Origin of the sequence: Mesorhizobium sp. M0854 (assembly GCF_040319815.1) — a bacterium.
GTDB lineage: Bacteria > Pseudomonadota > Alphaproteobacteria > Rhizobiales > Rhizobiaceae > Mesorhizobium.
Window position 1 is genome coordinate 515,226 of record NZ_JAMYOL010000003.1, and the last position, 25,312, is coordinate 540,537.

General features: G+C 62.1%; 28 protein-coding genes and 1 tRNA gene. 19 read left to right on the plus strand and 10 right to left on the minus strand.

Translation table 11 applies throughout. The annotated features are described in order from the left end of the window. Nucleotides 1–64: 64 nt before the first annotated feature. The 7 genes from ribH (at nt 65) to NKH99_RS08280 (ending at nt 6,241) form a co-directional block, all read left to right on the plus strand. Complete coding sequence (gene ribH, locus NKH99_RS08250; RefSeq protein ID WP_023674495.1) at nt 65–559, plus strand: 6,7-dimethyl-8-ribityllumazine synthase; 495 nt, start codon at nt 65–67, stop codon at nt 557–559. After that, a complete protein-coding gene (gene nusB, locus NKH99_RS08255; protein ID WP_023674496.1) occupies nt 556–1,056 on the plus strand; it encodes a transcription antitermination factor NusB in 501 nt (166 codons plus the stop codon). The genes ribH and nusB overlap by 4 nt, the downstream gene beginning before the upstream one ends. Further along, nucleotides 1,053–2,270 carry an MFS transporter gene (locus NKH99_RS08260; protein WP_353013519.1) on the plus strand — a complete coding sequence of 406 codons (1,218 nt, stop codon included), beginning with the start codon at nt 1,053–1,055 and terminating at the stop codon, nt 2,268–2,270. Before nusB ends, NKH99_RS08260 begins: the two co-directional genes overlap by 4 nt. 159 nt (nt 2,271–2,429) lie before the next feature. Beyond that, on the plus strand, nt 2,430–3,341 hold the full coding sequence (gene osmF / locus NKH99_RS08265; RefSeq protein ID WP_352542407.1) for a glycine betaine ABC transporter substrate-binding protein OsmF: 912 nt from the start codon (nt 2,430–2,432) through the stop codon (nt 3,339–3,341). Between the two features lie 43 nt (nt 3,342–3,384). Beyond that, complete coding sequence (locus tag NKH99_RS08270) at nt 3,385–4,560, plus strand: ABC transporter permease (RefSeq protein ID WP_352472008.1); 1,176 nt, start codon at nt 3,385–3,387, stop codon at nt 4,558–4,560. Next, nucleotides 4,557–5,495: an ABC transporter ATP-binding protein gene (locus NKH99_RS08275; RefSeq protein WP_352542408.1), complete on the plus strand. Its 939-nt coding sequence runs from the start codon at nt 4,557–4,559 to the stop codon at nt 5,493–5,495. Before NKH99_RS08270 ends, NKH99_RS08275 begins: the two co-directional genes overlap by 4 nt. Further along, nucleotides 5,492–6,241 carry an ABC transporter permease gene (locus NKH99_RS08280; RefSeq protein ID WP_352542409.1) on the plus strand — a complete coding sequence of 250 codons (750 nt, stop codon included), beginning with the start codon at nt 5,492–5,494 and terminating at the stop codon, nt 6,239–6,241. The genes NKH99_RS08275 and NKH99_RS08280 overlap by 4 nt, the downstream gene beginning before the upstream one ends. 27 nt (nt 6,242–6,268) lie before the next feature. On the opposite strand, the gene NKH99_RS08285 is transcribed toward NKH99_RS08280, so the two are convergent. Next, nucleotides 6,269–6,502, minus strand: coding sequence for a hypothetical protein (locus NKH99_RS08285; RefSeq protein WP_352542410.1), 234 nt, complete (start codon nt 6,500–6,502; stop codon nt 6,269–6,271). A 79-nt stretch (nt 6,503–6,581) separates the two neighbouring features. Here NKH99_RS08285 and NKH99_RS08290 point away from each other — a divergent pair, with 79 nt between their 5' ends. Both NKH99_RS08290 and NKH99_RS08295 read left to right on the plus strand, forming a co-directional pair. After that, nucleotides 6,582–7,082, plus strand: a complete 501-nt coding sequence (locus tag NKH99_RS08290) for a DUF2165 family protein (RefSeq protein WP_352472005.1) — start codon at nt 6,582–6,584, stop codon at nt 7,080–7,082. 251 nt (nt 7,083–7,333) lie between these two features. After that, nucleotides 7,334–9,475 carry a sodium-translocating pyrophosphatase gene (locus NKH99_RS08295; RefSeq protein WP_352501522.1) on the plus strand — a complete coding sequence of 714 codons (2,142 nt, stop codon included), beginning with the start codon at nt 7,334–7,336 and terminating at the stop codon, nt 9,473–9,475. 123 nt (nt 9,476–9,598) lie between these two features. On the opposite strand, the gene NKH99_RS08300 is transcribed toward NKH99_RS08295, so the two are convergent. Continuing rightward, nucleotides 9,599–10,132 (minus strand): outer membrane protein assembly factor BamE, encoded by a 534-nt coding sequence (locus NKH99_RS08300; protein WP_352472003.1) that lies wholly within the window; start codon nt 10,130–10,132, stop codon nt 9,599–9,601. 114 nt (nt 10,133–10,246) lie between these two features. Here NKH99_RS08300 and NKH99_RS08305 point away from each other — a divergent pair, with 114 nt between their 5' ends. From NKH99_RS08305 to NKH99_RS08335, 7 genes are all read left to right on the plus strand, one after another. Then, complete coding sequence (locus NKH99_RS08305; protein ID WP_353013523.1) at nt 10,247–10,786, plus strand: ubiquinol-cytochrome C chaperone family protein; 540 nt, start codon at nt 10,247–10,249, stop codon at nt 10,784–10,786. Between the two features lie 40 nt (nt 10,787–10,826). Further along, nucleotides 10,827–11,375, plus strand: coding sequence for a YceD family protein (locus NKH99_RS08310; protein WP_352501524.1), 549 nt, complete (start codon nt 10,827–10,829; stop codon nt 11,373–11,375). 123 nt (nt 11,376–11,498) lie between these two features. Beyond that, complete coding sequence (gene plsX / locus NKH99_RS08315) at nt 11,499–12,569, plus strand: phosphate acyltransferase PlsX (protein WP_352472001.1); 1,071 nt, start codon at nt 11,499–11,501, stop codon at nt 12,567–12,569. A 9-nt stretch (nt 12,570–12,578) separates the two neighbouring features. After that, nucleotides 12,579–13,550, plus strand: a complete 972-nt coding sequence (locus tag NKH99_RS08320) for a beta-ketoacyl-ACP synthase III (RefSeq protein ID WP_023674509.1) — start codon at nt 12,579–12,581, stop codon at nt 13,548–13,550. 104 nt (nt 13,551–13,654) lie between these two features. After that, on the plus strand, nt 13,655–13,978 hold the full coding sequence (locus tag NKH99_RS08325; protein WP_023717292.1) for an integration host factor subunit alpha: 324 nt from the start codon (nt 13,655–13,657) through the stop codon (nt 13,976–13,978). A gap of 244 nt (nt 13,979–14,222) precedes the next feature. After that, a complete protein-coding gene (locus NKH99_RS08330) occupies nt 14,223–14,765 on the plus strand; it encodes a MerR family transcriptional regulator (protein ID WP_352682035.1) in 543 nt (180 codons plus the stop codon). A gap of 74 nt (nt 14,766–14,839) precedes the next feature. Then, nucleotides 14,840–15,181, plus strand: a complete 342-nt coding sequence (locus tag NKH99_RS08335; protein WP_352501526.1) for a hypothetical protein — start codon at nt 14,840–14,842, stop codon at nt 15,179–15,181. A 126-nt stretch (nt 15,182–15,307) separates the two neighbouring features. On the opposite strand, the gene NKH99_RS08340 is transcribed toward NKH99_RS08335, so the two are convergent. Continuing rightward, the gene (locus tag NKH99_RS08340) at nt 15,308–15,499 is read right to left on the minus strand and encodes a hypothetical protein (protein ID WP_352977926.1); all 192 of its coding nucleotides are present in this window, start codon (nt 15,497–15,499) and stop codon (nt 15,308–15,310) included. Between the two features lie 317 nt (nt 15,500–15,816). On the opposite strand from NKH99_RS08340, the gene NKH99_RS08345 reads away from it, so the two are divergent. Both NKH99_RS08345 and NKH99_RS08350 read left to right on the plus strand, forming a co-directional pair. After that, complete coding sequence (locus tag NKH99_RS08345) at nt 15,817–16,095, plus strand: helix-turn-helix domain-containing protein (RefSeq protein ID WP_352471998.1); 279 nt, start codon at nt 15,817–15,819, stop codon at nt 16,093–16,095. A gap of 119 nt (nt 16,096–16,214) precedes the next feature. Then, nucleotides 16,215–16,673, plus strand: coding sequence for a YbaK/EbsC family protein (locus NKH99_RS08350; RefSeq protein WP_352471997.1), 459 nt, complete (start codon nt 16,215–16,217; stop codon nt 16,671–16,673). A gap of 38 nt (nt 16,674–16,711) precedes the next feature. On the opposite strand, the gene NKH99_RS08355 is transcribed toward NKH99_RS08350, so the two are convergent. The 7 genes from NKH99_RS08355 to NKH99_RS08385 form a co-directional block, all read right to left on the minus strand. After that, on the minus strand, nt 16,712–16,906 hold the full coding sequence (locus tag NKH99_RS08355) for a hypothetical protein (RefSeq protein WP_023674517.1): 195 nt from the start codon (nt 16,904–16,906) through the stop codon (nt 16,712–16,714). Nucleotides 16,907–17,053: 147 nt separating this feature from the next. Beyond that, on the minus strand, nt 17,054–17,287 hold the full coding sequence (locus NKH99_RS08360; RefSeq protein WP_352471996.1) for a hypothetical protein: 234 nt from the start codon (nt 17,285–17,287) through the stop codon (nt 17,054–17,056). 768 nt (nt 17,288–18,055) lie between these two features. Further along, nucleotides 18,056–18,132: transfer RNA gene (locus tag NKH99_RS08365), tRNA-Pro, on the minus strand. A 36-nt stretch (nt 18,133–18,168) separates the two neighbouring features. Then, nucleotides 18,169–19,458: an O-antigen ligase family protein gene (locus NKH99_RS08370; RefSeq protein ID WP_353013525.1), complete on the minus strand. Its 1,290-nt coding sequence runs from the start codon at nt 19,456–19,458 to the stop codon at nt 18,169–18,171. Beyond that, the gene (locus NKH99_RS08375; RefSeq protein ID WP_353013527.1) at nt 19,455–20,990 is read right to left on the minus strand and encodes an undecaprenyl-phosphate glucose phosphotransferase; all 1,536 of its coding nucleotides are present in this window, start codon (nt 20,988–20,990) and stop codon (nt 19,455–19,457) included. The genes NKH99_RS08370 and NKH99_RS08375 overlap by 4 nt, the downstream gene beginning before the upstream one ends. A gap of 116 nt (nt 20,991–21,106) precedes the next feature. After that, a complete protein-coding gene (locus tag NKH99_RS08380) occupies nt 21,107–22,231 on the minus strand; it encodes a glycosyltransferase family 4 protein (RefSeq protein WP_352491881.1) in 1,125 nt (374 codons plus the stop codon). A gap of 12 nt (nt 22,232–22,243) precedes the next feature. Continuing rightward, on the minus strand, nt 22,244–22,807 hold the full coding sequence (locus NKH99_RS08385; RefSeq protein ID WP_023674625.1) for a polysaccharide biosynthesis/export family protein: 564 nt from the start codon (nt 22,805–22,807) through the stop codon (nt 22,244–22,246). A 255-nt stretch (nt 22,808–23,062) separates the two neighbouring features. On the opposite strand from NKH99_RS08385, the gene NKH99_RS08390 reads away from it, so the two are divergent. Continuing rightward, on the plus strand, nt 23,063–25,312 hold the full coding sequence (locus NKH99_RS08390; protein ID WP_353013530.1) for a GumC family protein: 2,250 nt from the start codon (nt 23,063–23,065) through the stop codon (nt 25,310–25,312).

Genomic DNA, 25,312 nt, shown 5'->3' on the forward strand with positions numbered 1-25,312 from the left:
GCAATCTTCCGCTTGCGATCAAACCGGCTTCGGCCTAAGTCACCGGCGATCCCCGGAGACATCTATGGCAGGCACATCCCAACACGGCAAAGCGTTCATCCGTCCGAAGAAGAAGGCCCACCTTCTTGTCATCGAGGCGCGCTTTCACGACGACCTTGCCGACGCGTTGCTCGAAGGCGCGACAAAGGCCCTCGAGGAAGCGGGCGCGACATACGATGTCGTCACCGTTCCGGGCTCGCTCGAAATCCCGGCGGTGATTTCCTTCGCGCTCGACGGTGCCTCCGAAGGCGGGACGAACTATGACGGCTTCGTCGCCCTCGGCACGGTGGTCCGCGGCGACACCTATCATTTCGATATCGTCGCCAATGAATCCAGCCGTGCCCTGATGGACCTGTCCGTGCAGGATGCGGTCTGCATCGGCAACGGCATCCTGACCACCGAAAACGACGAACAGGCCTGGACACGCGCCAGGCGTTCGGAAGGCGACAAGGGCGGCTTTGCGGCGCGTGCGGCGCTGACCATGATCGCTCTAAAGGAACAGCTGGGAGCGCCCTCGTGAGCGAACCCGCTTCGCCCGGCCAGCCCACGGTGCGCCACGCCAACAAGCGCGGTGCTGCCCGTCTGGCCGCTGTGCAGGCGCTCTACCAGATGGATGTCGCCGGCAGCGGCGTCTTCGAGATCACCGCCGAGTACGAGGCGTTCAGGCTCGGCAAGGAGGTCGATGGCGCGCTCTATCGCGAAGCCGATGCGCAATGGTTTCGCGCCATTCTTGCCGGCGTTGTCGAGCACCAGAAGACCATCGATCCAGTCATCCGACAGGCGCTGACCGAGGACTGGCCTCTGTCCAGGCTCGATTCCACATTGCGCGCCATATTGCGCGCCGGCGTCTACGAGCTGATGCAGCGCGAGGACGTGCCGGTGGCGGTTATCGTCTCCGAATATGTCGACATCGCCAAGGCATTTTACGAGGAAGACGAGCCGAAACTGGTCAATGCGGTGCTTGATCGCGTGTCGCGCCGGGTGCGTGGCGAGGGCCGCGGCAAGGACGCCTCATGACTGCTATCGTCGCCGTTGGGGCGGGCAAGGAAGCGCGTCGCACCGCCTTCATCCTCGCAGCCTCGCAGGCGATCATCGGCTCGGCCGCACCCATCGCCATTTCCATGGGCGGATTGGTGGGGCAGTACCTGCTCGATGCTGACAAGTCGCTGGCAACCGCGCCGATCACCGGTTTCAATGTCGGCGTGGCGCTCGGTTCCTTGCCGGCCGCGGCGATCATCCGCCGGCTCGGCCAGCGCGACGGCTTCATGACCGGCACAGCGGTCACGGCGCTTGGCGGGCTGGTCGCCACGCTGGCGCTGTTTCATGCCAGCTTCTGGCTATTCGCTTTCGGCTTGGCCGTGATCGGCATCGGGGGCGCCTTCGTCCAGCAGTTCCGGTTTGCCGCCGCCGACAATGCGCCGCCTGAATTCAAGGCGCGCGCCATCTCCTTTGTGCTGGCCGGCGGCATCGTCACCGCCATCCTTGGACCGCAGATCGTCATCTTCACCGGCGACCTGTTCTCGCCGGTGAAGTTTGCCGGCTCGTTTGCGTCCATCCTGGTGCTGGCGGCGGTCGGCGCCGCCATTCTCTCTTTGTTGCGCATCCCGGCCAAGGCAACCGACAAGGTGGAAATCGCCGACAGCGACGCCCGGCCGCTCTCGCAAATCGTCACCAGGCCGCGCTTCGTCGCAGCGCTGTTTTGCGCCGTCGGCAGCTACGCGCTGATGAGCTTCGTCATGACGGGCGCGCCGCTGGCCATGGTCGGCTGCGGCCTTTCGACCGACGACGCCACGCTAGGCATTTCCTGGCATGTGATGGCGATGTTCGCGCCGAGCTTCTTCACGGGGTCGCTGATCTATCGCTTCGGCGCTGAGCGGATCCTGGCCATCGGCCTGGTGCTGCTGATTGGCTGCGCCATAGTGGCGCTGTCAGGGTTGGCACTGTGGCAGTTCTGGACGGCGCTGATCCTGCTCGGCCTTGGCTGGAACTTCAGCTTCATCGGTGCCACCGCCATGGTGGCCGACAGCTACCAGTCATCCGAAAAAGGCAAGGTCCAGGGGTTTCACGATTTCGTCCTGTTCGGCTCCGTCGCCTTCGCCTCGCTGATGTCGGGGGCGGTCTACAATGCCTGGGGCTGGGAGATGTTGAACTGGATGATTTTCCCGGTCGTCGTGCTGTGCTTCGTGGCACTGGGCGTGTTGAAGATGACGGGCTTGCGCGCGGCCAGCTGACGTCACGCTGTCGGGACGAGGCAACGGCGGAGTCACTCGCATCCGAACAAAATTATTGCGCCCATCCCCTTTCTTATGAAACCGTGTACCCCGACGGGGCATCGAAGCCATGCTCATATGCGGCAGCCGTATTCCGGTTCACAGCAAGGGATTTGTGAGATGTTTTCAATCAAGGTTCTGGCCGGCGCTGTACTGGCGCTCGGAGTTGCGTTGGCCTCGGCGAGTGCCCAGGTGGTGGTGTCGTCGAAGATCGACACCGAGGGCGGCGTGCTCGGCAATATCATCCAACTGGTGCTGAACGCCAACAATATCCAGACCACCGACCGCATCCAACTCGGCGGCACACCTGTGGTGCGCAAGGCGATTACAGCCGGCGAGATAGACATCTATCCGGAATACACCGGCAACGCCGCCTTCTTCTTCGAGAAGGCCGACGATCCGGTGTGGAAAGACGCCGCCAAGGCCTACGAGACTGCCAAGAAGCTCGACTACGACGCCAACAAGATCGTCTGGCTGTCACCGTCACCGGCGAACAATACTTGGGCGATCGCCCTGCGCAAGGAGGTCGCCGATACCAATAAGCTCGTCACCCTTTCCGACTTCGGCAAGTATGTCTCGGGCGGCGGCAAGGTGGTGCTGGCGGCCTCCGCCGAGTTCGTCAATTCGGCGGCCGCGCTGCCCGCTTTCCAGAAGACCTATGGCTTCACGCTGAAGCCGGACCAGTTGATCACGCTGTCGGGCGGCGACACGGCGGCGACAATTGCCGCCGCAGCCAACCAGACCAACGGCGCCAACGCCGCCATGGTCTATGGCACCGACGGCGGTATCGCGCCCTCCGGCCTCGTCGTGCTTGAGGACGACAAGGGTGTGCAGCCGGTCTACCAGCCGGCGCCGATCATCCGCGAGGCGGTGCTGAAGGAGCATCCCGAAATCGAGACGCTGCTGAAGCCGGTGTTCGCCAAGCTCGATCTCGTCACGTTGCAGGAGTTGAATGGTCGCGTGCAGGTTGGCGGCGAGCCGGTCAAGGGCGTCGCCGAGGACTTTTTGAAAAAGAACGGCTTCCTGAAGTAAGGCGATTCCGGCGCTCCGCTTTCCAGGTGCGCCGGATCGGCCGATGGGGGAGGGCGTGCGCATCCGGTTCGACAAGCTCGGCGTGGTCATCGCGGCGATATCGGCCTATGCGGCTTTTGCGGCGCCATTCGCCACCTTCCGCGCCAATCGCATCGTACCCGGCGAGGCGCGCTCGATCCTCGAATCTTTGCCTGCGACGGTCGGTCCGCTGTTGATGGCGATTGTCGTCGCAGCGGCGCTCATTGCGCTGCTGAAAACGCCGCTTGCTCTGCGCCTCGCCGCCAGTGTGGTTGCGCTTGCAGCGCTGGCGCTGCTGATCGGCGTCGCCGGCAGTTTCCTGACACCCGCCGGCAACACCTTCGCCCGTATCTCGCCGGCTTCGGGCTTTTGGCTGCTTATCTTCGCCTTCACGCTTCTGCTCGCCGACGTGCTTACGCGGCTGAACCTGTCGCCGCAGGCACGCATCGGCGTGCTTGTTGTCGCCGCCGCGGCGATCGGGCTGCTGCTCGTCTCGGGAAGCTGGAACAGCCTGTCGATCCTCAAGGAATATTTCAATCGCGCCGAGAGTTTTTGGGCGGAAGGCTCCAAGCACGTGACGCTGGCGCTGGGTTCGCTGGCGGCTGCGGTAATTATCGGCCTGCCGCTCGGCATCCTCTGCCATCGCGTCGAGAAATTGCGGGCCGGCGTGCTCAACGTGCTGAACATCATCCAGACCATTCCTTCGATCGCGCTGTTCGGCCTCTTGATCGCACCACTCGGCTGGGTCGCTTCGCATGTTCCGGGTGCTGCCGCGCTCGGCATTCGCGGCATCGGTACAGCGCCGGCTTTCGTCGCTTTGTTCCTCTATTCACTGCTGCCGGTAGTGGCCAACACCGTGGTCGGCCTTGCCGGTGTGCCGCGTGCCGCCAACGACGCAGCGCGCGGCATGGGCATGACCGACCGCCAGCGGCTGTTCGGCGTCGAGTTTCCGCTGGCCTTCCCGGTGATCCTCACCGGCATCCGCATCGTGCTGGTGCAGAATATCGGCCTCGCCACGATTGCCGCGTTGATCGGCGGCGGCGGCTTTGGCGTGTTCGTATTCCAAGGGGTCGGCCAGACGGCGATGGACCTGGTGCTGCTCGGTGCTGTTCCGACGGTGGTGCTGGCCTTCGCCGCTGCCATCATCCTCGATGCAGTGATCGAAATGAGCGCCAGCAAGCGCAGGGTTGAAACGGCATGATCGAGATCGAAGGCGTCACCAAGCGCTTCGGCGAGACGACAGTCGTCGACGACGTGTCGATAGTAATCGAGCCGCGCAGCATCGCCGTCATCGTCGGCACCTCCGGCTCCGGCAAGACGACGCTGCTTCGCATGATAAACCGGCTGGTCGAGCCGACATCGGGCGTGATCAAGCTCGACGGCGTCGACAACCGCTCGGTCCCGGATTATGAGCTGCGCCGCAGCATCGGCTATGCCATCCAGGGCCACGGGCTGTTTCCGCATCGCACGGTGGCGCAGAACATCGCCACTGTGCCGGTATTGCTCGGCTGGGACGCCAACCGCATCAAGGCCCGCGTCGACGAGCTGATGACGCTATACCAGCTCGACCCGCAAGCCTACGGGCCACGCTATCCGCATGAGCTTTCCGGCGGTCAGCAGCAGCGCGTCGGCGTCGCCCGGGCGCTTGCCGCGGAACCCAACGTGCTGTTGATGGATGAGCCGTTCGGCGCGCTCGATCCGATCATCCGCAACAAGGCGCAGGAGGATCTGCTGGCGATCCAGAAACGCTTCGGCACCACCATCATCCTCGTCACCCATGACATGGAAGAGGCCGTTCACATGGGCGACAAGATCGCGGTGATGGATGGCGGCAAAGTAGTGCAATATGCCGCGCCGGCCGAGATACTGGCGAAACCGGCCAGCGCGTTTGTCGAGACCCTGGTTGGCGCCAGTGAAAAACCGTTCCGGCTGTTGTCGCTTGGCCGGGTGCGCGACGCGGTGGAAAAAGGCACGGCCGAAGGCGAGGCGATCCCCGGTGACGCCAGCCAACGCGACGCGCTCGCCGAACTCCTGTGGTCGGGCCGCCCGGCACTTCCGGTGAAAGATACCGACGGCAAGCCACTTGGCCGCGTCACTGTGGACGGGCTGGTTAAGCGAGCGGCGAGGCCGGCATGAAAGCCTGGCTTCCCTTGCTGCTCAGGCTTGCCCTGGTGGTGGTGCTTATTGCCTTCGTCACCAATCCCGGCTGGTTCGAACCGCTGCTGAAGCCGCTGACAGAGAACAACGCGCCGGTAATCTACAATCAGGGCAGCCTTTTGACGTTGACGCTGCTGCATCTGCGGACCGTGCTGATCGCGACCGTTGCCGCGACGGTCGTTGCGGTCGCGCTGGCCATTCTGGTCACCAGGCCAGCCGGCGCCGAATTCCTGCCGCTGTCGCGCAGCCTGGTCAATATCGGCCAGACCTTTCCGCCGGTGGCGGTGCTGGCGCTTGCCGTGCCGGCCGTCGGCTTCGGCGAAAAGCCGACGCTGATTGCGCTGTTTCTCTACGGACTGCTGCCGATCTTCGAGAATGCGCTGACCGGCCTGACGACGCTGCCGGCCAACGTAGTCGAGGCGGCGCGTGGCGCCGGCATGACCGGCTGGCAAAGACTGGTCAAGGTCGAGCTGCCGCTCAGCGCGCCGATCATTCTCGGTGGTATCCGGCTGTCGGTGGTGATCAGCCTCGCCACCGCGACCATCGGCTCGACGGTAGCGGCGAGGACACTGGGCGAGGTGATCATCGCAGGCCTGCTGTCGAACAACCTCGCCTTCATCCTGCAGGGTGGCCTGATCGTCGCCGCCCTTGCCGTGCTGATCTATGACGGGCTGTCGGCGGTCGAGCGCTACACCGCCCGGCGCACGGGACGCGAGCCCGAGTAGCGTCTCGGGGCGAAGTTCGCTCTTTTTTCAGTGGCCGGTCGACCGCGTCGGATGATCGAGCGTCAGTTCCAGCGTTGTGCCCGTCTCGCCGGTGATCCAGCGGCGGCGGATGATGGCGAAATCGTGCTGTGTGTCGGCTCTAACCACAGAGACCAAGTCGCCCACCGCGCAATCACTGTCGAGATCGAGGGCTTCGACAGTCTCGGCAATGTCTTGCTTGCCGACATAATGTCTCGCAATGGCTGTGAGCACGATGATCACTGGCCCACCCGTTGCGCGATCTTCGGGACTCGGCGATTGATGAGTGCGATGCCCCGATCTTTCAGCAGGAGTTCTTGCCATGACCGCGCGTTTCTCCAAGATCGTCATGTGTTTGTGTCTGGCGGCTTTCGCCTTCCTCGTCGCCTTCGGCAACATCACCGATTACGGCTCAAACTTCGCCTTTGTCCAGCATGTGCTGAGCATGGATACGACCTTTCCCGGCAATGCACTGATGTACCGCTCGATCACCAACCCGTCGCTGTGGACGGCTGGCTACTGGCTGATCATCATTGGCGAGGCGCTGACCTGCCTGCTTTACCTAATCGCCGCCTGGCAACTCTGGCAGGCGCGCAACGCCAGCGGACAGGCTTTCAACGATGCCAAGAAGTTCGCCATCATTGCCGCCACAATGGGCTTCCTCGTTTGGTATTTCGGCTTCATGGTCGTTGGCGGCGAGTGGTTCGCCATGTGGCAGTCTTCGACTTGGAATGGTCAGGAGGCGGCGTTCAAATTCTACATCACCATGCTGCTGGTGCTGGTCTTCGTCGTCCAGCCGGACGGCGACCCGCGTAAAGCCTGACCACTGTTCGCCGATTTCAACCGATCTAACCGGATGGCAGTGTCGACAGGCGCTGCCGTCCAGCCTTTTGGGCGAAACCCGGGATCTTTTGGGCGAAAGCCGGACAGGAACGGAACAATATCTTGACGTTCCGAGCCCTGTTTCGCATAAGCCGCTGCGAAGGGACGGATTCCGGTTGCGGAAAATTCGTCCCCTGTCTCAACGGCCCGGGGAGGGGTTCTTTTGGGCCACCAATCGAGGAAAATTCGGCAATGACCATAATTTCAGCTGTCATCGCCTGCGGTCTGCTTTCAGTCCTTTACGCCATCTGGGCGACACGTTCGGTCCTCGCGGCCGATCAGGGCAATGCACGCATGCAGGAAATTTCCGCGGCCATCCGCGAAGGCGCTCAGGCTTATCTGGCGCGCCAGTACACCACCATCGCCATCGTCGGCGTCGTGGTCCTGCTGCTTGCCTGGTGGCTGCTTTCGATCACCGCCGCCATCGGCTTCCTGATCGGCGCCGTTCTATCGGGTGCCGCTGGCTTCATCGGCATGCACGTCTCGGTGCGCGCTAATGTGCGTACCGCGCAGGCGGCTTCCAACAGCCTCGCTGCCGGCCTCGAGATCGCCTTCAAGTCGGGCGCCATCACTGGCATGCTGGTTGCTGGCCTGGCCCTGCTCGGCGTCTCGATCTACTACCTGATCCTGACCCAGTTCATGGGTCTGCAGCCAAACGATCGCGTCGTCATCGACTCGCTTGTTTCGCTCGGCTTCGGCGCCTCGCTGATCTCGATCTTCGCCCGTCTCGGCGGCGGCATCTTCACAAAAGGCGCCGACGTCGGCGGCGATCTTGTCGGCAAGGTTGAAGCCGGCATTCCCGAGGACGATCCACGCAATCCGGCCACCATTGCCGACAACGTCGGCGACAATGTCGGCGATTGCGCCGGCATGGCCGCCGACCTGTTCGAGACCTATGCGGTGACCGTGGTCGCCACCATGGTCCTCGCCGCCATCTTCTTCGGTGGCACCGACGTTCTCGGCGCGGCCATGCTCTATCCGCTGGCCATCTGCGGCGCCTGCATTCTCACCTCGATCGTCGGCACTTTCTTCGTCAAGCTCGGTTCCAGCGGCTCGATCATGGGCGCGCTCTACAAGGGCCTGATCGTCACCGGCCTGCTGTCAATTGTCGGCCTTGCCGTGGCCACCTCGGCATGCATCGGCTGGGGTGAGATCGGCACCGTCGCCGGCATGACCATCACCGGCACGAACCTGTTCATCTGCGGCCTTGTCGGCCTTGCGGTGACCGGCCTCATCGTGGTGATCACCGAATATTATACCGGCACCAACAAGCGTCCGGTGAACTCCATCGCCCAGGCCTCGGTCACCGGTCACGGCACCAATGTCATCCAGGGCCTCGCGGTCTCGCTGGAAGCGACGGCGTTGCCGGCGATCGTCATCGTCGGCGGCATCATCTCGACATACCAGCTCGCCGGCCTCTACGGCACGGCGATCGCGGTGACGACGATGCTTGGCCTCGCCGGCATGATCGTCGCGCTCGATGCCTTCGGCCCGGTCACCGACAATGCCGGCGGCATTGCCGAAATGGCCGGCCTACCCAAGGAAGTGCGCCAGTCAACCGACGCGCTCGACGCTGTCGGCAACACCACCAAGGCGGTAACCAAGGGCTACGCCATCGGTTCGGCCGGCCTCGGCGCGCTGGTGCTGTTCGCGGCCTACTCTAACGACCTGAAGTTCTTTGCCGCCAATGGCGACAAATACCCCTACTTCCAGGGTATGGGCGACGTCTCCTTCGACCTCTCCAATCCTTACGTCGTCGCCGGCCTGATCTTCGGTGGCCTGATCCCGTATCTGTTCGGCGGCATCGCCATGACCGCCGTCGGCCGCGCCGCGGGTGCTATCGTCCAGGAGGTGCGCAAGCAGTTCCGGGAGGATCCGGGCATCATGGCAGGCACCTCGAAGCCGAACTATGCGCGCGCCGTCGACCTTCTGACCAAGGCAGCGATCCGGGAGATGATCGTTCCGTCATTGCTGCCGGTGCTGGCGCCGCTGGTGGTCTATTTCGGCGTCCTCCTGATCTCCGGTTCGAAGGCATCCGCCTTTGCCGCGCTTGGCGCCTCGCTGCTCGGCGTCATCGTCAACGGCCTGTTCGTCGCCATCTCGATGACCTCCGGCGGCGGCGCCTGGGACAACGCCAAGAAGTCGTTCGAAGATGGTTTCGTCGACAAGGACGGCCTCAAGCACATCAAGGGCTCCGAAGCGCACAAGGCTTCGGTGACCGGCGACACGGTCGGCGATCCCTACAAGGATACTGCCGGCCCAGCGGTCAACCCGGCGATCAAGATCACCAACATCGTCGCGCTGCTGTTGCTGGCCGTTCTCGCGCACGGCTAAGCTCGGTCGCTATGGCCTTAAAACAAAACCCGCGGGATCGCTCCCGCGGGTTCTTCATTGCCTGAGATATGCCGCTTACAGGGAAGCGAAAGGAACGGAAGGAAGCCGACACCCTCGGGTGGATCAGCTGCCGCCGAGCGTGCTGCCGCCGCTGGCGCCGGGAATACCAGGCGCCAGCTTGCTGGCGCCACTGATGATCTGGCTGAGGAAGTTCTGGTCCTTGCCGCCGGTCGGCGTGGTGCGCGAGATGAAGTCGAACACCTTGCCGTCTTTCAAGCCGTAATTGGCGATCTGGGTGACGCGCCCGTCATCGCCAAAATAGACCGCCAGCACATGCTGGTCGACCAGCCGCGGCTTGTCGAAGGCGACATAGCGCTTGCGCGTCTGCGAAATGTAATAAAAGGCCTCGTTATCGAAGGTCGCCTTCGTCGAGGGAGTGCCGAGCGCCAGCAGCACCTGTTCGCGGCTTGAGCCGACCGGCACCAGGTCGATCGCCTGCTGGTCTATGACGTAGCCTTGCGTCAGCGTCTCGCTCGGATTGAGATCGCCGATCATCTTGGACGAATTGCAGGCGGAAAGTGCCGCAGCGATCACCAGCAGCGAAACCGCACCGCCGGGCTTGGGCAGGAAAGTCGACTTGAATTTCAGCGCGCGCAACTACAACTCCATAAGCTGGCCGCAACTTGCGCTGGGCCGCAAAACCGGTAAACCAGCTTGCTTGCCGATGCAACAAGGCCACTTCAACAAACGGTCCCGGGAGACCACCCTCAAATGTTCCAGCGCCTCTTTGGCCGCGAACGACATGCCAACCGCGCCATCACCGAGGCGCTTTACGCACAAATCGTGGCGGCGGCGCGGCAAACGGTGTTTTATTCCGCCTGGAACGTACCGGACACGCCGCTCGGCCGCTTCGAGATGCTGTCGTTGCACATGTTCCTGTTCCAGCACCGGTTGCGAGGCGAGGGCGGTGCTGCGGCAGAGGTTGCGCAGGTGCTGATCGACGAGTTCTTCATGGATGTCGAACATTCGTTGCGTGAATTGGGCATTGGCGACGTCGGCGTGCCGAAGCGAATGCGGAAACTGGCGAAAATGTTCTATGGCCGTACCGCCGCCTATGATGATGCGCTGCAAAGAAATGACCATGATGCACTCGCCGTCGCCCTTGCCCGAAATGTCAGGCCGGATGCCGGCGCCTGGCCGCAAGCGTCGCAACTGGCACTCTATGCCGCCGATGCATCAAGGCAACTCGCGGAACAGCCGTCCGAATCGATCGTTTCCGGAACGGTGTCATTTCCCGTGGCCAACGCTTGAGCGACGGCAGGCCGATGAAGGTGGCGAAGTGGAGGCGAAGATGAAATACCCTGATACCCACAGCCCAGTGTCATTCCTGGCAAATGTCGCCCGGCTGCCGCAAAAGGGGCTGCCGGTGGTGATCGATGCCGACGCTGGCCAGCGCGCCCTGCTGGCCGTCGAGCACGAGCTGCTTTCGGTCGAGAACTATCGCGCCGAACTCCTGGTCGAGCCCTGGAAACGCAACGGGGTGAAAGTCAGCGGCCATGTTGAGGCCGATATAACGCAGGCCTGCATCGTCACCCTCGACCCGGTCGAGGCGCATATCGACGAGCCGGTCGAAGCGCTGTTCCTGCCGGAGCAATCCAAGCTCGGGCGGCAAGGTTTCGACGGCGGCGGTGAGATCCTGCTCGACGCCGAAGGCCCGGACAGCCCGGAAACCTTTTCCGGCGATGCGATCGACGTCGGGGCGCTTGCCGAGCAGTTCTTTGGCTTGGCGATCGATCCATATCCGCGCAAGCCGGGTGTATCGCTGGAGGCCGCCGGCGATGCCGAGCCTGTGGAGAATGAATTCCAGCAAAAGCTCAGATCACTGTTGGGAAAATCCTGATGGCTGACCCAATTTGAGAAAAGTTGGTTGTGCGGCAGCCCAAAACCGTTATTTTCGCCGAACCTTCGCGAGCCCCGCACCTTGGCAAGCCCGCTGGCCAATCAACCGTGAGATGAACACCGCGTGATCAGGATTTCCATCGATGCCATGGGCGGCGATCACGGGCCAAGCGTGGTGATCCCGGCGCTCATGACTGTCGCCACCCGCCGTCCGGATATACGCTTCGTCATTTATGGGCGCGAAGAAGTGGTACGGCCCGAACTCGCCAAATTCCCTAAGCTGGCGGAAGTGAGTGAGTTCGTGCACTGCGAGATCGCAGTGCGGATGGACGACAAGCCGAGCCAGGCGCTGCGCCATGGCCGCTGGAAGTCATCGATGTGGAAGGCCGTCGAGGCGGTCAAGGCAGGCACTGCCGACGCCTGCATCTCGGCCGGCAATACCGGCGCGCTGATGGCAATGTCCAGATTCTGCCTTCGCACCATGGCGACCATCGATCGCCCGGCAATCGCGGCGCTCTGGCCGACATTGCGCGGCGAGAGCGTGGTGCTGGACGTCGGCGCCACCATTGGCGCGGATGCGCATCAACTGGTTGACTTTGCCATTCTGGGCACCGGCATGGCGCGCTCGGTTTTCGGCATCGAACGGCCGAGCGTCGGGCTGCTCAATGTCGGCGTCGAGGAGATCAAGGGTCAGGAAGAGGTCAAGGAGGCGGGTCGTATGTTGCGCGAGGCCAACATGGCCTCGATGAACTACCATGGCTTTGTCGAGGGTGACGACATCGGCAAGGGCAGTGTCGACGTCGTCGTTACCGAGGGATTTGCCGGCAACATCGCGCTGAAGACGGCGGAAGGCACCGTTAGGCAGATCGCCGGCTATCTGCGCGCGGCGATGAACCGGACGCTGATGGCCAGGATCGGCTATATCTTCGCCAAGACCGCCTTCGATCGCCTGCGCGAGAAGATGGATGTCGGCCGCTCCAATGGCGGCGTCTTCCTCGGATTGAACGGCATCGTGGTGAAGAGCCATGGCGGGGCTGATTCGGATGGCTTCGCGGCGGCGATCGAGCTTGGCTACGACATGGTGCGCAACAATCTGCTTGACCGCATCGAAGCCGATCTCGACCTGTTCCATGCCCGCAATCCGAATGCCCAGACAATCCGGAAATCCGACGTCGTCATCGACGCAAAGGAATAGGAAAGAGCATTGATCAGATCCGTCGTGCGCGGCACGGGCGCCGCGCTGCCCCGCCGCATTATGAAGAATGCCGATTTCGAAGGCATGGTCGAGACGTCGGACGAGTGGATCGTCCAGCGCACCGGCATTCGCCAGCGCCACATTGCGGCCGACGACGAGACGACGGCCTCGCTGGGCGAGGCGGCAGCGCGCGCGGCCCTCGACAGCGCCGGCCTGACGGCTGACGATATCGACCTGATCGTGCTGGCGACCTCGACGCCCAACAACACCTTTCCCGCGACCGCGGTCGAGATCCAGAACCGGCTCGGCATGCACCACGGTTTTGCCTTCGACCTGCAGGCGGTCTGTTCCGGCTTCGTCTATGCAGTGACGACCGCCGACCTCTATATCCGCGGCGGCTTGGCCAGACGGGTACTGGTGATCGGCTCGGAAACATTTTCGCGTATTCTCGACTGGAACGACCGCTCGACCTGCGTTTTGTTCGGCGACGGCGCCGGCGCGATGGTGCTGGAAGCAGGCACGGGGGCAGGCGGCATCGCCGACCGAGGCGTTCTGGCGGCCAGCCTGCGCTCCGACGGCATCCACAAGGACAAGCTTTTTGTCGACGGTGGGCCGTCGACCACCGGAACGGTCGGGCACCTCAGGATGGAAGGCCGCGAAGTGTTCAAGCATGCGGTCGGCATGATCACCGACGTCATCGAGGCGACGTTCGCACAGGCCGGCATCGGCGCCGCCGATCTCGACTGGTTCGTGCCGCATCAAGCCAATAAACGAATTATTGACGCTTCGGCCAAAAAGCTCGGGATAGAGGAGCGGAAGGTGGTGGTGACCGTCGATTTGCACGGTAATACCTCGGCGGCTTCCGTGCCGCTGGCACTGTCCGCAGCCGTCGCCGACGGTCGCATCAAAAAGGGTGACCTGGTACTGCTCGAGGCGATGGGCGGCGGCTTCACCTGGGGTGCCGTCCTGCTCCGCTGGTAAGTGCCGAACTATCGGGTTCGGGTCCTTGACCTTGACGGATCAATTACTTAGGTTCTGCCGTTGCTTGTATCGATTTATGTTTTTGAGCTGATGGGACGGTTCGTATGGGGGGAAAGACACTTACGCGCGCCGACCTCGCCGAAGCCGTTTACCGCAAGGTTGGGCTGTCACGTACTGAATCGGCCGAGCTTGTCGAGGCGGTGCTGAATGAGATCTGCGAGGCGATCGTTCGCGGCGAGACGGTGAAGCTGTCGTCCTTCGCGACCTTCCACGTCCGCTCCAAGAACGAGCGCATCGGGCGCAATCCCAAGACCGGTGAGGAAGTGCCGATCCTGCCGCGCCGGGTGATGACCTTCAAGTCGTCGAACGTACTGAAGAACCGTATCCTGCGCTCCCATCAAAACAGCAAAGCCAAGGGTAGCAAGTAGCCGCCCAATCCCCCTTTGCCAAGAATCATGCTCCAGGCTTCGGTTGAAAAATGAACCCGGCTTTTGCGCCGGGCTTGAATATTGTTTCATAAACCGCTGAAATAAGATGCGATTCGGTAGGCCGGATCGGTATTGGGTGTGATCCGTTCCGCCGGGACGGAAAGCTGCTCTCTTTGTTAAGCGTGATGTCGCCCGAACCCGGTTCCCGCCTTTCGCGATCATGCTCTAGCGTGAGGTTTCGTCCATGGACAAGAGCCCTGATGCTTTCCGCACCATCAGCGAGGTCGCGGAGGATCTGGATTTGCCGCAGCACGTGCTGCGTTTCTGGGAGACGCGTTTCAACCAGATCAAGCCGATGAAGCGCGGCGGCGGCCGCCGCTACTACCGTCCGCAGGACGTCGAACTGATCAAGGGTATTCGTCATATGCTCTACGACCAGGGCTATACGATCAAGGGCGTGCAGAAGCTGTTGCGCGAGAACGGCAACCAGTTTCTGATCGCCGTCGGCAGTGGCGACATGGCGGCGGTCGAGGCGATCTCGCAGCGCCGACAGGCCGACACGGTACCGCTGACGCAAGCGGCGCAGCCGCGCGGCCCGGACGACGAAATGCTGGTTGGCCAGCCGAGGGTGAAACCCAGCCGTCGTTTTTTCGGTATGGGCAAGACCGACGAGGAAGGTCCGGTTCCGCCGGACACGTCAAAACTTTCCCGTGACAATCGCGCGTTGCTGCAGGAGGCGCTGTTCGACCTCCTGGAATGCAAGCGCCTGCTCGATCAGGTTCGCTAGAGCCCGCCGGGTTGACCGGAACGGTCTTGAGGGTCATGCGTTAGGCTTCCTTCTGCAGATGAAGGAAGCACGTCATGGCATCGCTTTCGAGCATCTCCGACACCGATCTCAACAAGCAGGTCGCGGCCTTGGCCAGGGAACTGGCCACCTTGAAGAAAGCCGTGTTGAAGCAGGGCGGCGCCTTTTACGAAGACGGGCGCGATACCGCGTCGGATTACTATTCGGATATCACTGAGCGGCTCGGCAACGCCTTGCCGGCAATCAGAAGGCAAGGCCGGGCGATCGAGAAGACCGCCCGAGATCACCCGGCGACGGCGGCCGCTGTCGGGCTGGTTCTGGTCGGGCTCGTCGCCAGTCTGTTCCTCGGCGGCCGACAGCAAAACGCGCCGCGAGCGCGTTCAAGGTCGGCACGTTAAGAAAAGCAAATGGCGGTGGTCAGCGGACCGCCGCCATTTTTCGCCGACACGGCAAACCCGGCAAGCGCGCCGCCCTTGATCCAGGACCAGAACGGCTGACTGCGGGTTGTTCGCCCGAGGGTGTTTTCAGTACTTCTTCGCGACAACCTTCTTGTGATGGTGGCGGTAGTGGTGGACGCGGTGATGGTAGTGATGGCGGTGATGCTTCTTGACGATGGTGTGCATCGTCGTCGCATTCGCGCTGCTTGCGCCGATGATCGGCATCGAGAGGGCAAGTGCGATTGCAAGTCCAAGAGCGGAGAGAAGAGGCTTCTTCATGACATCGTTTCCTTTTTGCGCAGGCGGAATTTGAGCGTCACTGATTCAGGTCGGTGACTCGAGCGCTGCGGTTGGGACTATCGCCTTGGAGTTTTTCGGCAGTTTCTCCGGCCTGTAGAATTTTGTTTCCGAACTGTGTCTGCTGAGGATCCGGCCAGATGTCAGCTCGCCGGCATCCGCCATCCATTCCGGCGTCGGTTCACGATGCCGTGACGCTATCTTTGATGCTTGGCAAATCACCGGCGAGCGGGCATTCTCCCGATCGTCTCAGGCAACAACATGATTTGATCTAACTCTTTCATCCCACGGAGTTGCCAATGCCCCAAATAGCAAAACGCGAACCTTATTCCGAACTGGCGGCGAGCGCGGTTACGCCTGAACGCAGTGCCGTCCGAACCGCCCGGGAAGCCCGTGGATACAGCATCGAAGAGCTGTCCCTGGCGTGCGGGCTGGCAGCCTATGAGATTGCCGACGTTGAAAGCGGCAAGGATGCCGATCCCTCGAAACGTCGGCGTATTGCCTCCGCGCTTCAACTTCCGGAAAGCGCTCTGTTTGACGAAGCCGTGTTGCCTGCCAAAAGGCGATCCGTGTCGTAGCGACGTGTCATGCTTTTATTCCACGAGCTCGCCATGGGTCGCCCTGGCGGGCTTCGTTTTTTCGGCCACGTAGTGGACTTGCCGGCCGCCACGGCGACGCCAGACGGAAATTGCTGGAGATGAGCCTCGAATCCGTTCGCGCCTTCTTCGCCGCACACGCGGCCGACATTGACGTCATCGTCACGGAGGCAAGCTCGGCGACGGTGGCTCTGGCCGCCGAAGCGCATGGCGTAGCGCCGGCGCAGATTGCCAAGACGATCTGCTTGCGCGCCGGCGACCAGACGATGCTGATCGTGGCCAGCGGGATCTCCAGGCTGGACAATCGCAAATTCAAGGACCGGTTTGGTGGCAAGGCGCGAATGCTGGACGCCGACCAGGTGCTCGCCGCGACCAACCATCCCGTCGGTGGGGTGTGCCCGTTCGGCCTACCGGCGCCGCTCCCGGTCTACTGCGACATCTCGCTGCGCGCCTTTGACGAGGTCGTCCCGGCGGCAGGCGCGACGAATGCCGCCGTGCGGCTCAGCCCGCAACGCCTGGCCGAACTCGTCGACGCCGAGTGGGTGGATGTGTGCCAGTAGCGATTTATCCGGGTCGTGGAATCCGCTGAGCGTAACCGCTACTCGGTCTTCTGTGGCTCTTCTTTCTTGATCGTCTGAGCGTCCGTGACAGTCGACATATCGGCCTTCTCGACGCTTGCTGTCTTCGTCTGCGTGTCGACCGATGCCTGAACCTTGGAATGCGCGGGGCAATCCGCAGAGGCAGCTGATATGGACATGGTCAGTGCCGCGGCTATTGCGAGGAATGTCTTCATGATCATTCTCCTCTTTCGTTCGATGGGTAAAGTTAGCCCGTCTGGCACCGACCGCAAAATCACATTTGTTCACACGCGCTCCTGCGCACACGGAAGCCGACGCTGGGCCAGTGATTCAAATGGCTGCGCCGATAGCCGCTTGCCGTATCAAGGCCCACTGGCTCCGGCCGGAGGATTTTTGGCGTTAAAGATCTCGCCGCTCAGAGCCAGTCTCAAATCTTCGGCGCTGAGCTGACCACTTTCAAATAAATCCATCACTCTGCGGCCGAGCACTTCTCTGCCTGGATCTCCATCAGCGAGGCCTAGTTCACGGCATCGGGCATCAAGTGCCTTGGTCAACATGGTCAGCTCGGCAGGACAGGCAACTCCTTGAAGCGACATTGCATCTCTCCCGAAAAGGGCGAAAGCGCGTGGCATCTTCGTAGCGTCCGCTCGCCCTTACAACTGCGGACGACGGCAATTCAACTAGAGCCAACCTTTTTCGAACTCAACATTCAAACGTACCAAAACGCCGCGCGCTCCAATGCGAGGATCCTGCTACAATACGGTATGGCCGTCCGAATAGCGGTTGTCCTCGCGCTTCTTTTCGCCTTCGCCTACGGTTTCGCAAAACTCGCGGAACATTATCGCAGCGTTGGCGACAGGCCCTCTCCGTGTGAAGAATTGCCCTATCCTGATTGTCCTGACCAAAAAGCTGCTCCCCGGGAAGAAACTGAGCCTTGAGCGCGCGCCTGTTCAGGCCAGGCCAGCCGTCGGGATTGAATTAGTTCTTTCCAACCGACGGTTGGTGGACGCATTGCAGCTGATGCGCCTAGGGTTCAGTACGATCCGCGCGCACCGGGCATGCCCAACCCCCGAGTCACCCCTGCCTGATGCAAGGCGCCTGATCGAGTCCCGCCGTTCTGGCATGTGCGGCGGGACCTTTTCTCACGATAAAGGTTGGCGTACGCAGCAAAGCTTACCTAGCCATTACCGCGCGGTTTCTCGGTGGGCTTCTGGCTAGACGCCAGCCTCCGTGCCTCGCGCACGAGTGATGCGTGATCGATTCCTCGATGAGATCACGCGCCTGCGTATGTTGCGCTGGCTGCAGTGCGGCTATTGTCGGTACAGCCAGTTTGGGGGAAAACTGGCTAAGCCTTTGGATTTTAATGGTCGGAGTGGCCGGATTCGAACCGACGACCCCTTGACCCCCAGTCAAGTGCGCTACCGGGCTGCGCTACACTCCGGACCGGTCGCGATGTATCGTGATAGACCGGGTCCGGTCAACCGAATTCGGTTGCTGTCCTGCCTGAGGCAACCGCGACGGGGATTGCCGGTCGCTGCGTCGCCCGCAACTGCCACTGGTGACGGTATTCGAGCGCGATGGCACCCCAGATCAAGCCGAGCAGCAGGTAGACGTGGCGCCAGTGGTCGATGTCGATGAAGGTGCCGAGCCCGATATTGCCGATGAAGGCGACGTAGGCGCATAGAAGATAAGGCTGCCACGGCCGGTCGCGCAGCAGAATGCGGAAGCCGGCGGCGATCGTCCAGCACGTCAGCGTCAGGAACGACACGAAGCCGAGCCAGCCGTAATCCATCAGCATCTTCAGCCAGATGTCGTGCGTGTCCTCGCCGAACATCTTGCCGAAGACGAGCGGGCCGATGCCGAACGGATGCTCCAGTGCCATCTGAAAGCCGATCGTATAGCGGGCGAAGCGGCCGAGCCGGGCGGTGTCGTAGCTTTGTTCGAGCTGTGCGCGGTTCGAGAACATCTCGGCGACGCCTGGCAGTTGCAGGATGACGATCATTGCGATGACCAGCAGTCCGACGGCGGCGATGGTCATGACGACGACGCGCAGCCTGAACTTGCCGCTGGCGCTCTGCAGGAACAAGGCACCGGTCAAAAGGATCGCCGAAACGGCGAACATGCCCCAGGCGCCGCGCGAAAAGGAAAAGAAGATGCCGGCGGTGATGATCAGCAGCGGCATAGCCAATAGAGGCATGCGCGCGACCGAGCCGGTAAGCAGCAGATAGAGCAGGTAGATGCCCGGCAGCACCAGGAACGGACCGAACACGTTCGGGTCCTGGAAGGCGCCGGCGGCACGGTCGTATTTGGTGAAGATCTCGGCTCCTGGAAAGGCATGGAAATAGCCGGCTATGCCAACCAGCGAAGTCAGCACCGCCGACACCACATAGGCGACGAAGATCACCCGGTAGAGACTGGGCCGGACCGCCGTTACCGAAGCGAAAAAAACCGCGGTTAAGGCCAGGAACAGCGAGACGGCGAGATAGAGCGGCGTGCCGGCGAGGTCCGACATCTGCGTCATCGAGATCATGCCGCCGATGTTCATGATCACCAGCAGCACCAGCAGCGGCACCGCCGCGCGTTGTATGCGCAGGCCGAACAAGGGCCACACCACGATCAGCCCGACCATATAGAGGTCGTATGGCGCCGGTTCATCGATGACGAAGCCTGACAGGAAAACACCGAGGAAAACCGCCCCCGAAGCAATCAGTGCAATCAGCTTGGCGTTGACCGCCGCAGCCGGCAATTCATAGGCCGTCGCGCTCAATACGCGTTTTCCGTATTGAACAGGCGGATCGGCGTCAGGAACAGGATTCTGAGGTCGAACAAGAGCGACCAGTTCTCGATGTAATAGAGGTCGTATTCAGTCCGCATGCGAATCTTCTCGTTGGTGTCCATCTCGCCGCGCCAGCCATTGATCTGCGCCCAGCCGGTCACACCGGGTTTGACCTTGTGGCGAGCGAAATAGCCGTCGACCACTTCATTGTAGAGGAGGTTGTGCGACTGCGCGGCAATGGCGTGCGGGCGCGGCCCGACCAGCGACAGCGAACCGAACAGCGAATTGAAGAACTGCGGCAGTTCGTCGACCGAGGTCTTGCGGATGAAGCGGCCGACGCGGGTGACGCGCGGATCGTTCTTGGTCACGGTCTGTTTGGCCGTCGGGTCCGCCTTGTCGGTATACATCGAACGGAACTTGTAGACGTCGATGATCTCGTTGTTGAAGCCGTGCCGCTTCTGATGGAACAGCACCGGCCCCTTGCTGTCGAGTTTGATCGCGATTGCGGTCGCCAGCATCACCGGCGAGAACACGATGATGCCGATGATCGAAAAGACAATGTCGAAGGCGCGCTTGGCGACCGAATCCCAGTCGTTGATCGGCTTGTCGAAAATATCGAGCATCGGCACCGAGCCGATGTAGGAATAGGCGCGCGGCCTGAACTGCAGCGCGTTCGAATGCGCCGATAGCCGGATGTCGACCGGCAGCACCCACAGCTTCTTCAATAACTGCAGCACGCGCGACTCGGCGGTCAGCGGCAGCGATACGATCAGCATGTCGATGCGCGCGATGCGGGCAAATTCGATGAGTTCGGAAATTGTACCGAGCTTGGGATAACCGGCGACAACCGGCGGCGACCGCTTGTCGCCGCGGTCGTCGAAGATGCCGCAGATGCGGATGTCGTTGTAGGGCTGCCTTTCGACCGAGCGGATCAATACCTCCGCCGCCTTGCCGCCGCCGACGATGACGGCGCGGCGCTCCATCCGCCCGTCGCGCGCCCAGCGCCGGATCAGCTTCGACATCACCAGTCGGAGACCCAGGATCAGCACGAAACCGACGACGAACCATGTGCCGAAGAGCAGGCGCGAATAGTCTTCGGACATTTTCATGGTGAAGGCGGTGAGCGCCATCAAGGCGAATGTTCCGGCCCAGACCAGCAGGAGACGGCCGAAATTGGCGATCGGCCGCATCAGCGCGACGATCTGGTAGCGGTCGGTGACGTCGAACAGAACGACCGCGAGGAACGAGGTGGCGGCGATCGTCAGTGAGTATTGCCAGGCAAGATAGTTGAAAAAGCCGACATAATAGAAATAGACGGCAAGACCTGAGACCAACAGCAGCGCGAATTCCACCATGCGCAGGACGCCGCTCACCATGATCGGCGACATCGTATCGCGCCGGTATTGCGAGGCGACCTGGCGGGCAACATCGTTCATGCCGCCGGCCGTATTGTTCTCGGCAGGGGCGTCGAATTTGCGCACCGCGTCTAGCGAAAAACGGCGCGCTGGGTCGATTTCGTTCATGGGGCGTCCGCAGGTTTCCCTCAGGTGAATAGCAAAAGAGAGCTAAGAAACCCTTGAAACAACAGATGGCTTTGGAGACGCTTTCACCAGGAGCAGCCCGGTGGAAACCCGTTGTTCTATTTTTTGAGCGCGGCGAAATAGGCCTTTTCGATTTCGGCGGCCATTACATCGGCGCCGAAGCGTGCCTTGAGGTCGGCGAGGCCGGGCATCAGGCCTTTGTAGGTGTCGAGATCGGCCAATGCGGCGCTTATCTTGTCGCCAAGTTCGCGCGGGTCGGGCCGGATCAGGACAGGTGAGCCGGTGTCGAAGATTTCCGGTATGCCGCCGACCGCCGTCGCGATGATCGGCTTGCCGGCGGCGAGCGCTTCCAGAACTATATAGGGCATGGCTTCCGCGCGCGAGGGAACGACGACCAGTTCGGCCAGCGTGAAGGCGAGCCTGGCCGGCATCGGCGCCAGAAAGCTGACCTCGAGGCCGAGCTGATTCACCTGGGCGCGATAGCGCGCCAGGTCGTCGCCGTCGCCGACCATCAGCGCTTTCAATGGGCGGCCGAGCCGTGTCGCGGCTAGCCCCAGCGCATCGATGAAGATGTCCGGGCCTTTGAGGTCTCGCATCATGCCGATATAGAGGAGGTCAACCGCATTGTGCTCGGTCCGCACCGGCTCGAACTCGGCGGCGCGCAGGCCGTTGTGGACGAGAGCGTTCGGAATGGGCGGCTCGCCGACCTTCCTGCGATAAGTCCGCCGCTCATAATCGGAAACAAACAGCAGGCAATCGGTGAAGCGAGCCATGAAGCGCTCGAGCGCGAAGAACAGCTTCCCCATGGCGGTGGTCTCGTCATAGTGAAGCGAGCCGCCATGCGGCGAATAAAGGCGGGCTACGCGAGACCTGGATACCCGCAACAATGAGCCAAACAGACGGGCATAGGCGCCACCTTTGGCGCCATGCCCGTGCAGCACGTCCGGCCGCAATTCTTTTATGATCCTGTAGGTGCGCCGGGCCGAGGCGAGATCGCCTGGCCCGACATGACGCTGCATCGGGGTGCGGTGAATGCCGAGCGCCAGGCTGCCTTTCATCTGTTCGAACAGCCGTTCCTCGAAATCGCCGCCCGTCGTCGAATCGCAGACGATGCCGACGGCATGGCCGGCGGCGACCTGAGCCTCGGTCAGGTCGCGCACATGCCGGAAGATGCCTCCGACCGGTGAGCGAAAGCAGTGGACGATCCTGAGTGTGTCCGCCACTTTGTCAGCACATCAAAACAGGCGTTCGCGAACATAGACTGTATCGCCGGGCAGCAGCGGGTCGGAGGTCACCACGCGTCCGGTTATCACCTTGCCGTTGATGTCGCGGGTAATGTCGACGCTTTCCTGGTTGGCGCGTGGCGTGAACCCGCCGGCGATGGCGACGGCTTTCTGCACGGTCAGGCCTGGAACGTAGGAATACTGCCCCGCCGCACCCACTTCACCCATGACGAAGATCGGCCGGTAGCGATCGATTTCTACCGAAACATCGGGATCCCGCAAATAACCCTGGCGCAGTTTCTCGGCGATCTCGCTTTCAAGCTGTTGGGCGGTGTGGCCGCGCGCCGGCACGTTGCCGACGAGCGGCAGCGAGAGATAGCCGGACTGGTCGACGCTGTAGGTATTGGTCAGTCCTTCCTGCTCGAACACGGTTACGCGGACGCGGTCGCCGGCGCCGAGGCGATAGGGCTGGTCGAGAACTTCATGGAATGCGGCCGGCGTCGGCCGGTAGCTGGAGCAGCCCGAAAGCATCGATACGGCAAGCAGCGCGCGGAAAAGGGGAGCAGTGCTTTTCATGAGCGGACACGTACCTTTGAATAGCCGGCGACTCTGCGGCAAACCTTAACGATCGAGCTCGGTTATCATCCTGTTAGGGTTAATGGCCGGTAAAGGCGCGCGGCCGATGCGGGCCGGATCGACGAATGCAGATGGTTTTCAGCCTCTTGTTTGCGGCTTGTTAATAGAGCCTGACAGGTTCTTACCGCGATATTAACGGCTGAGTTACCATAGTTGTTTACGGTGCATGCTGACTCAGTACCGGAGCAGGGATGCATGTCCGTTCAATCCGCGGCCGCAGATGTCGACGTCGATCTCAGGCAGCTTTTCGCCGGCCTGGCGCGAAACTGGCTGCGCATCCTTGTCGTCGCACTGGTTGTAACCGGTCTGGCCTTTGCGCTCGCCTGGCTTGCAACGCCCGAATACAAGGCGGCAGCCAAGCTGGAGATCGGGCCTCGAGAATCGGAGTTCACGCGGCCAGCCGGGGCCAACGGCAACGAGCGGTCGATTCCCGACGGAGAGGCTGTGGCCACCGAGGTCCAGATCATCTCGTCCCCCGACATCCTCAAGCAGGTGGCGGCGAAGCTCAACCTGGCGAAATTGCCCGAATTCGACGAGGCGCTGAAGATGTCGGCGCTGAGCCGCGCCCTTGTCCTTGTTGGCTTGAAAAGCGATCCGTTCGAGATTCCGCTGGAAGAGCGCGTGCTGGACGCAATGCATGAGAAGCTCAACGTCTATGGCGTTGAAAAAACCCGCGCGATCGCAATCGAGTTCTCGTCAGAGGATCCAAAGCTTGCCGCCGCGATCCCGAACGCCATTGCAAACGCCTATATCGCCTCCAAGGGCAATGCCAAGCTCGAATCGAATTCCGCCGCCACCGACTTTCTGGCGCCGGAAATCGCGGATCTGCAGAACCGGGTGAAGGAGGCGGAAGCCAAGGTTGCCGCATTCCGTGCGCAGTCCGATCTTTTGATGGGCGGCAACAATTCGGTGCTTGCCACCCAGCAGCTGTCCGAATTGTCGAGCGAACTGTCACGCGTGCGCGCCAATCGCGCTTCGGCGGAAGCGACCGCTGACAGCGTGCGCAGGGCGTTGCGCAATGGCGGCTCGCTGGATGCCGTTCCGGAGGTGTTGTCTTCCGAACTGATCCAGCGCCTGCGCGAGCGGCAAGTCGAACTCAAGAACAACATCGCCGACCTTTCCACCACCTTGCTCGACAACCATCCGCGCATCCGCGCGCTGAAGTCGCAGCTCGCGGATCTCGACCGCCAGATCCGCAACGAAGCGGAAAAGATCATGAAAGGTCTGATGGCGCAGGCCGAGACGGCGAAGGCGCGAGAGGCTCAACTCGTGGCAGACGTCAACACGCTGAAGGCGGCGTCCGCCCGCGCCGGCGAAGAGCAGGTGGAACTCGATGCGCTGCAGCGTGATGCCGCGACCAAGCGTCAGCAGCTCGATCTCTATTCATCCAGCTATCTCCAGGCGGCCGCACGCAAGGATCGCAACTATCTGCCCGTCGACGCTCGCGTATTTTCGGAGGCCCAGGTGCCGGCCGAACCTTATTTCCCCAAGATTGGTCCGATTGTCAGTGCGGCCTTTGTCGGCTCGTTGCTCATCATGGCGATCGTCACGCTGCTGCAGGAACTGTTTTCCGGCCGCGCCATGCGTCCGGCCGCCGGTGCCCATTTCGAGCGCATCGAGCAGGTTGCGATGCCGGCTGTCCAGGCCGAACGCGTGATGGCCGAGCCCGACCCGTCGGTTGGCCGGTCCGAACCGGCAGTCGTTGAGATCGATGAGGCCGACGACGACAATATCATTGAAAGCAAAGTGGAGCCGGAACCCGTCGCGGTGGCGGAAGCGGCTGCCGAGAAAATCGAACCGGAGTACTCTGAAATGGCTGCTGGAGACATTGAACCGGCACGTTCTATCCTCGGCGAGGTCGACATCGACAAGGCCGCGGAAAAACTGATCGCCACCGGTGCCGCCCGGGCCATATTCGTGTCGCCGGAAGGCGACGAGGCGGCTGCCTCGGCAGTGCTGGTGGCGCGCGCAGTCTCCGACGCCGGGCTACGCGTGCTGCTGCTCGATCTCACCGCTTCGGGTGCTGCCTCGCGGCCGATGCTGGACAGCGGGCTGTTTCCGGGCATCACCGATCTGCTCGCCTCGCAAGCGCAGTTCAGCGATGTGATCCACCCCGATCTCTATTCGGACTGCCACGTTATTCCCGTCGGCACAGCCGATCCGGTCCGCGCCATGCGCGCCGCCGACCGGCTGCCGATCATCATGCAGTCGCTGACCACCGCCTATGATTTGGTCGTGGTCGAATGCGGACCGGCTGACGCGCAAGGCATCAGCCGCCTGGTGGGCGAGGGGACCGAGGTTTTGCTCTCCATGCTTGAACCGGACGACGAGGTGACGCAGGCCGCGGTCGCGCTCATCGAGAGTGGCTATCCCGACCTGACGCTGGTCACGCCCATCGGCCATGTGGCGCCGAGCCCAATGCCGGGACGGCGCTCGGCCGCCTGA

Excerpts from the sequence above, each read along its gene's own strand:
- NKH99_RS08340 (WP_352977926.1), bottom strand. The coding sequence starts at position 15,499 with ATGAAGAAGCCTCTTCTCTCCGCTCTTGGACTTGCAATCGCACTTGCC.
- NKH99_RS08355 (WP_023674517.1), bottom strand. The coding sequence starts at position 16,906 with ATGAAGACATTCCTCGCAATAGCCGCGGCACTGACCATGTCCATATCA.
- NKH99_RS08305 (WP_353013523.1), top strand. The coding sequence starts at position 10,247 with ATGTTCCAGCGCCTCTTTGGCCGCGAACGACATGCCAACCGCGCCATC.
- NKH99_RS08290 (WP_352472005.1), top strand. The coding sequence starts at position 6,582 with ATGACCGCGCGTTTCTCCAAGATCGTCATGTGTTTGTGTCTGGCGGCT.
- NKH99_RS08275 (WP_352542408.1), top strand. The coding sequence starts at position 4,557 with ATGATCGAGATCGAAGGCGTCACCAAGCGCTTCGGCGAGACGACAGTC.
- ribH (WP_023674495.1), top strand. The coding sequence starts at position 65 with ATGGCAGGCACATCCCAACACGGCAAAGCGTTCATCCGTCCGAAGAAG.
- NKH99_RS08375 (WP_353013527.1), bottom strand. The coding sequence starts at position 20,990 with ATGAACGAAATCGACCCAGCGCGCCGTTTTTCGCTAGACGCGGTGCGC.
- NKH99_RS08310 (WP_352501524.1), top strand. The coding sequence starts at position 10,827 with ATGAAATACCCTGATACCCACAGCCCAGTGTCATTCCTGGCAAATGTC.
- NKH99_RS08325 (WP_023717292.1), top strand. The coding sequence starts at position 13,655 with ATGGGGGGAAAGACACTTACGCGCGCCGACCTCGCCGAAGCCGTTTAC.
- NKH99_RS08345 (WP_352471998.1), top strand. The coding sequence starts at position 15,817 with ATGCCCCAAATAGCAAAACGCGAACCTTATTCCGAACTGGCGGCGAGC.
- NKH99_RS08260 (WP_353013519.1), top strand. The coding sequence starts at position 1,053 with ATGACTGCTATCGTCGCCGTTGGGGCGGGCAAGGAAGCGCGTCGCACC.
- NKH99_RS08350 (WP_352471997.1), top strand. The coding sequence starts at position 16,215 with ATGAGCCTCGAATCCGTTCGCGCCTTCTTCGCCGCACACGCGGCCGAC.
- NKH99_RS08280 (WP_352542409.1), top strand. The coding sequence starts at position 5,492 with ATGAAAGCCTGGCTTCCCTTGCTGCTCAGGCTTGCCCTGGTGGTGGTG.
- NKH99_RS08295 (WP_352501522.1), top strand. The coding sequence starts at position 7,334 with ATGACCATAATTTCAGCTGTCATCGCCTGCGGTCTGCTTTCAGTCCTT.
- NKH99_RS08270 (WP_352472008.1), top strand. The coding sequence starts at position 3,385 with ATGGGGGAGGGCGTGCGCATCCGGTTCGACAAGCTCGGCGTGGTCATC.
- NKH99_RS08335 (WP_352501526.1), top strand. The coding sequence starts at position 14,840 with ATGGCATCGCTTTCGAGCATCTCCGACACCGATCTCAACAAGCAGGTC.
- NKH99_RS08385 (WP_023674625.1), bottom strand. The coding sequence starts at position 22,807 with ATGAAAAGCACTGCTCCCCTTTTCCGCGCGCTGCTTGCCGTATCGATG.
- NKH99_RS08330 (WP_352682035.1), top strand. The coding sequence starts at position 14,223 with ATGGACAAGAGCCCTGATGCTTTCCGCACCATCAGCGAGGTCGCGGAG.
- NKH99_RS08390 (WP_353013530.1), top strand. The coding sequence starts at position 23,063 with ATGTCCGTTCAATCCGCGGCCGCAGATGTCGACGTCGATCTCAGGCAG.
- osmF (WP_352542407.1), top strand. The coding sequence starts at position 2,430 with ATGTTTTCAATCAAGGTTCTGGCCGGCGCTGTACTGGCGCTCGGAGTT.
- NKH99_RS08360 (WP_352471996.1), bottom strand. The coding sequence starts at position 17,287 with ATGTCGCTTCAAGGAGTTGCCTGTCCTGCCGAGCTGACCATGTTGACC.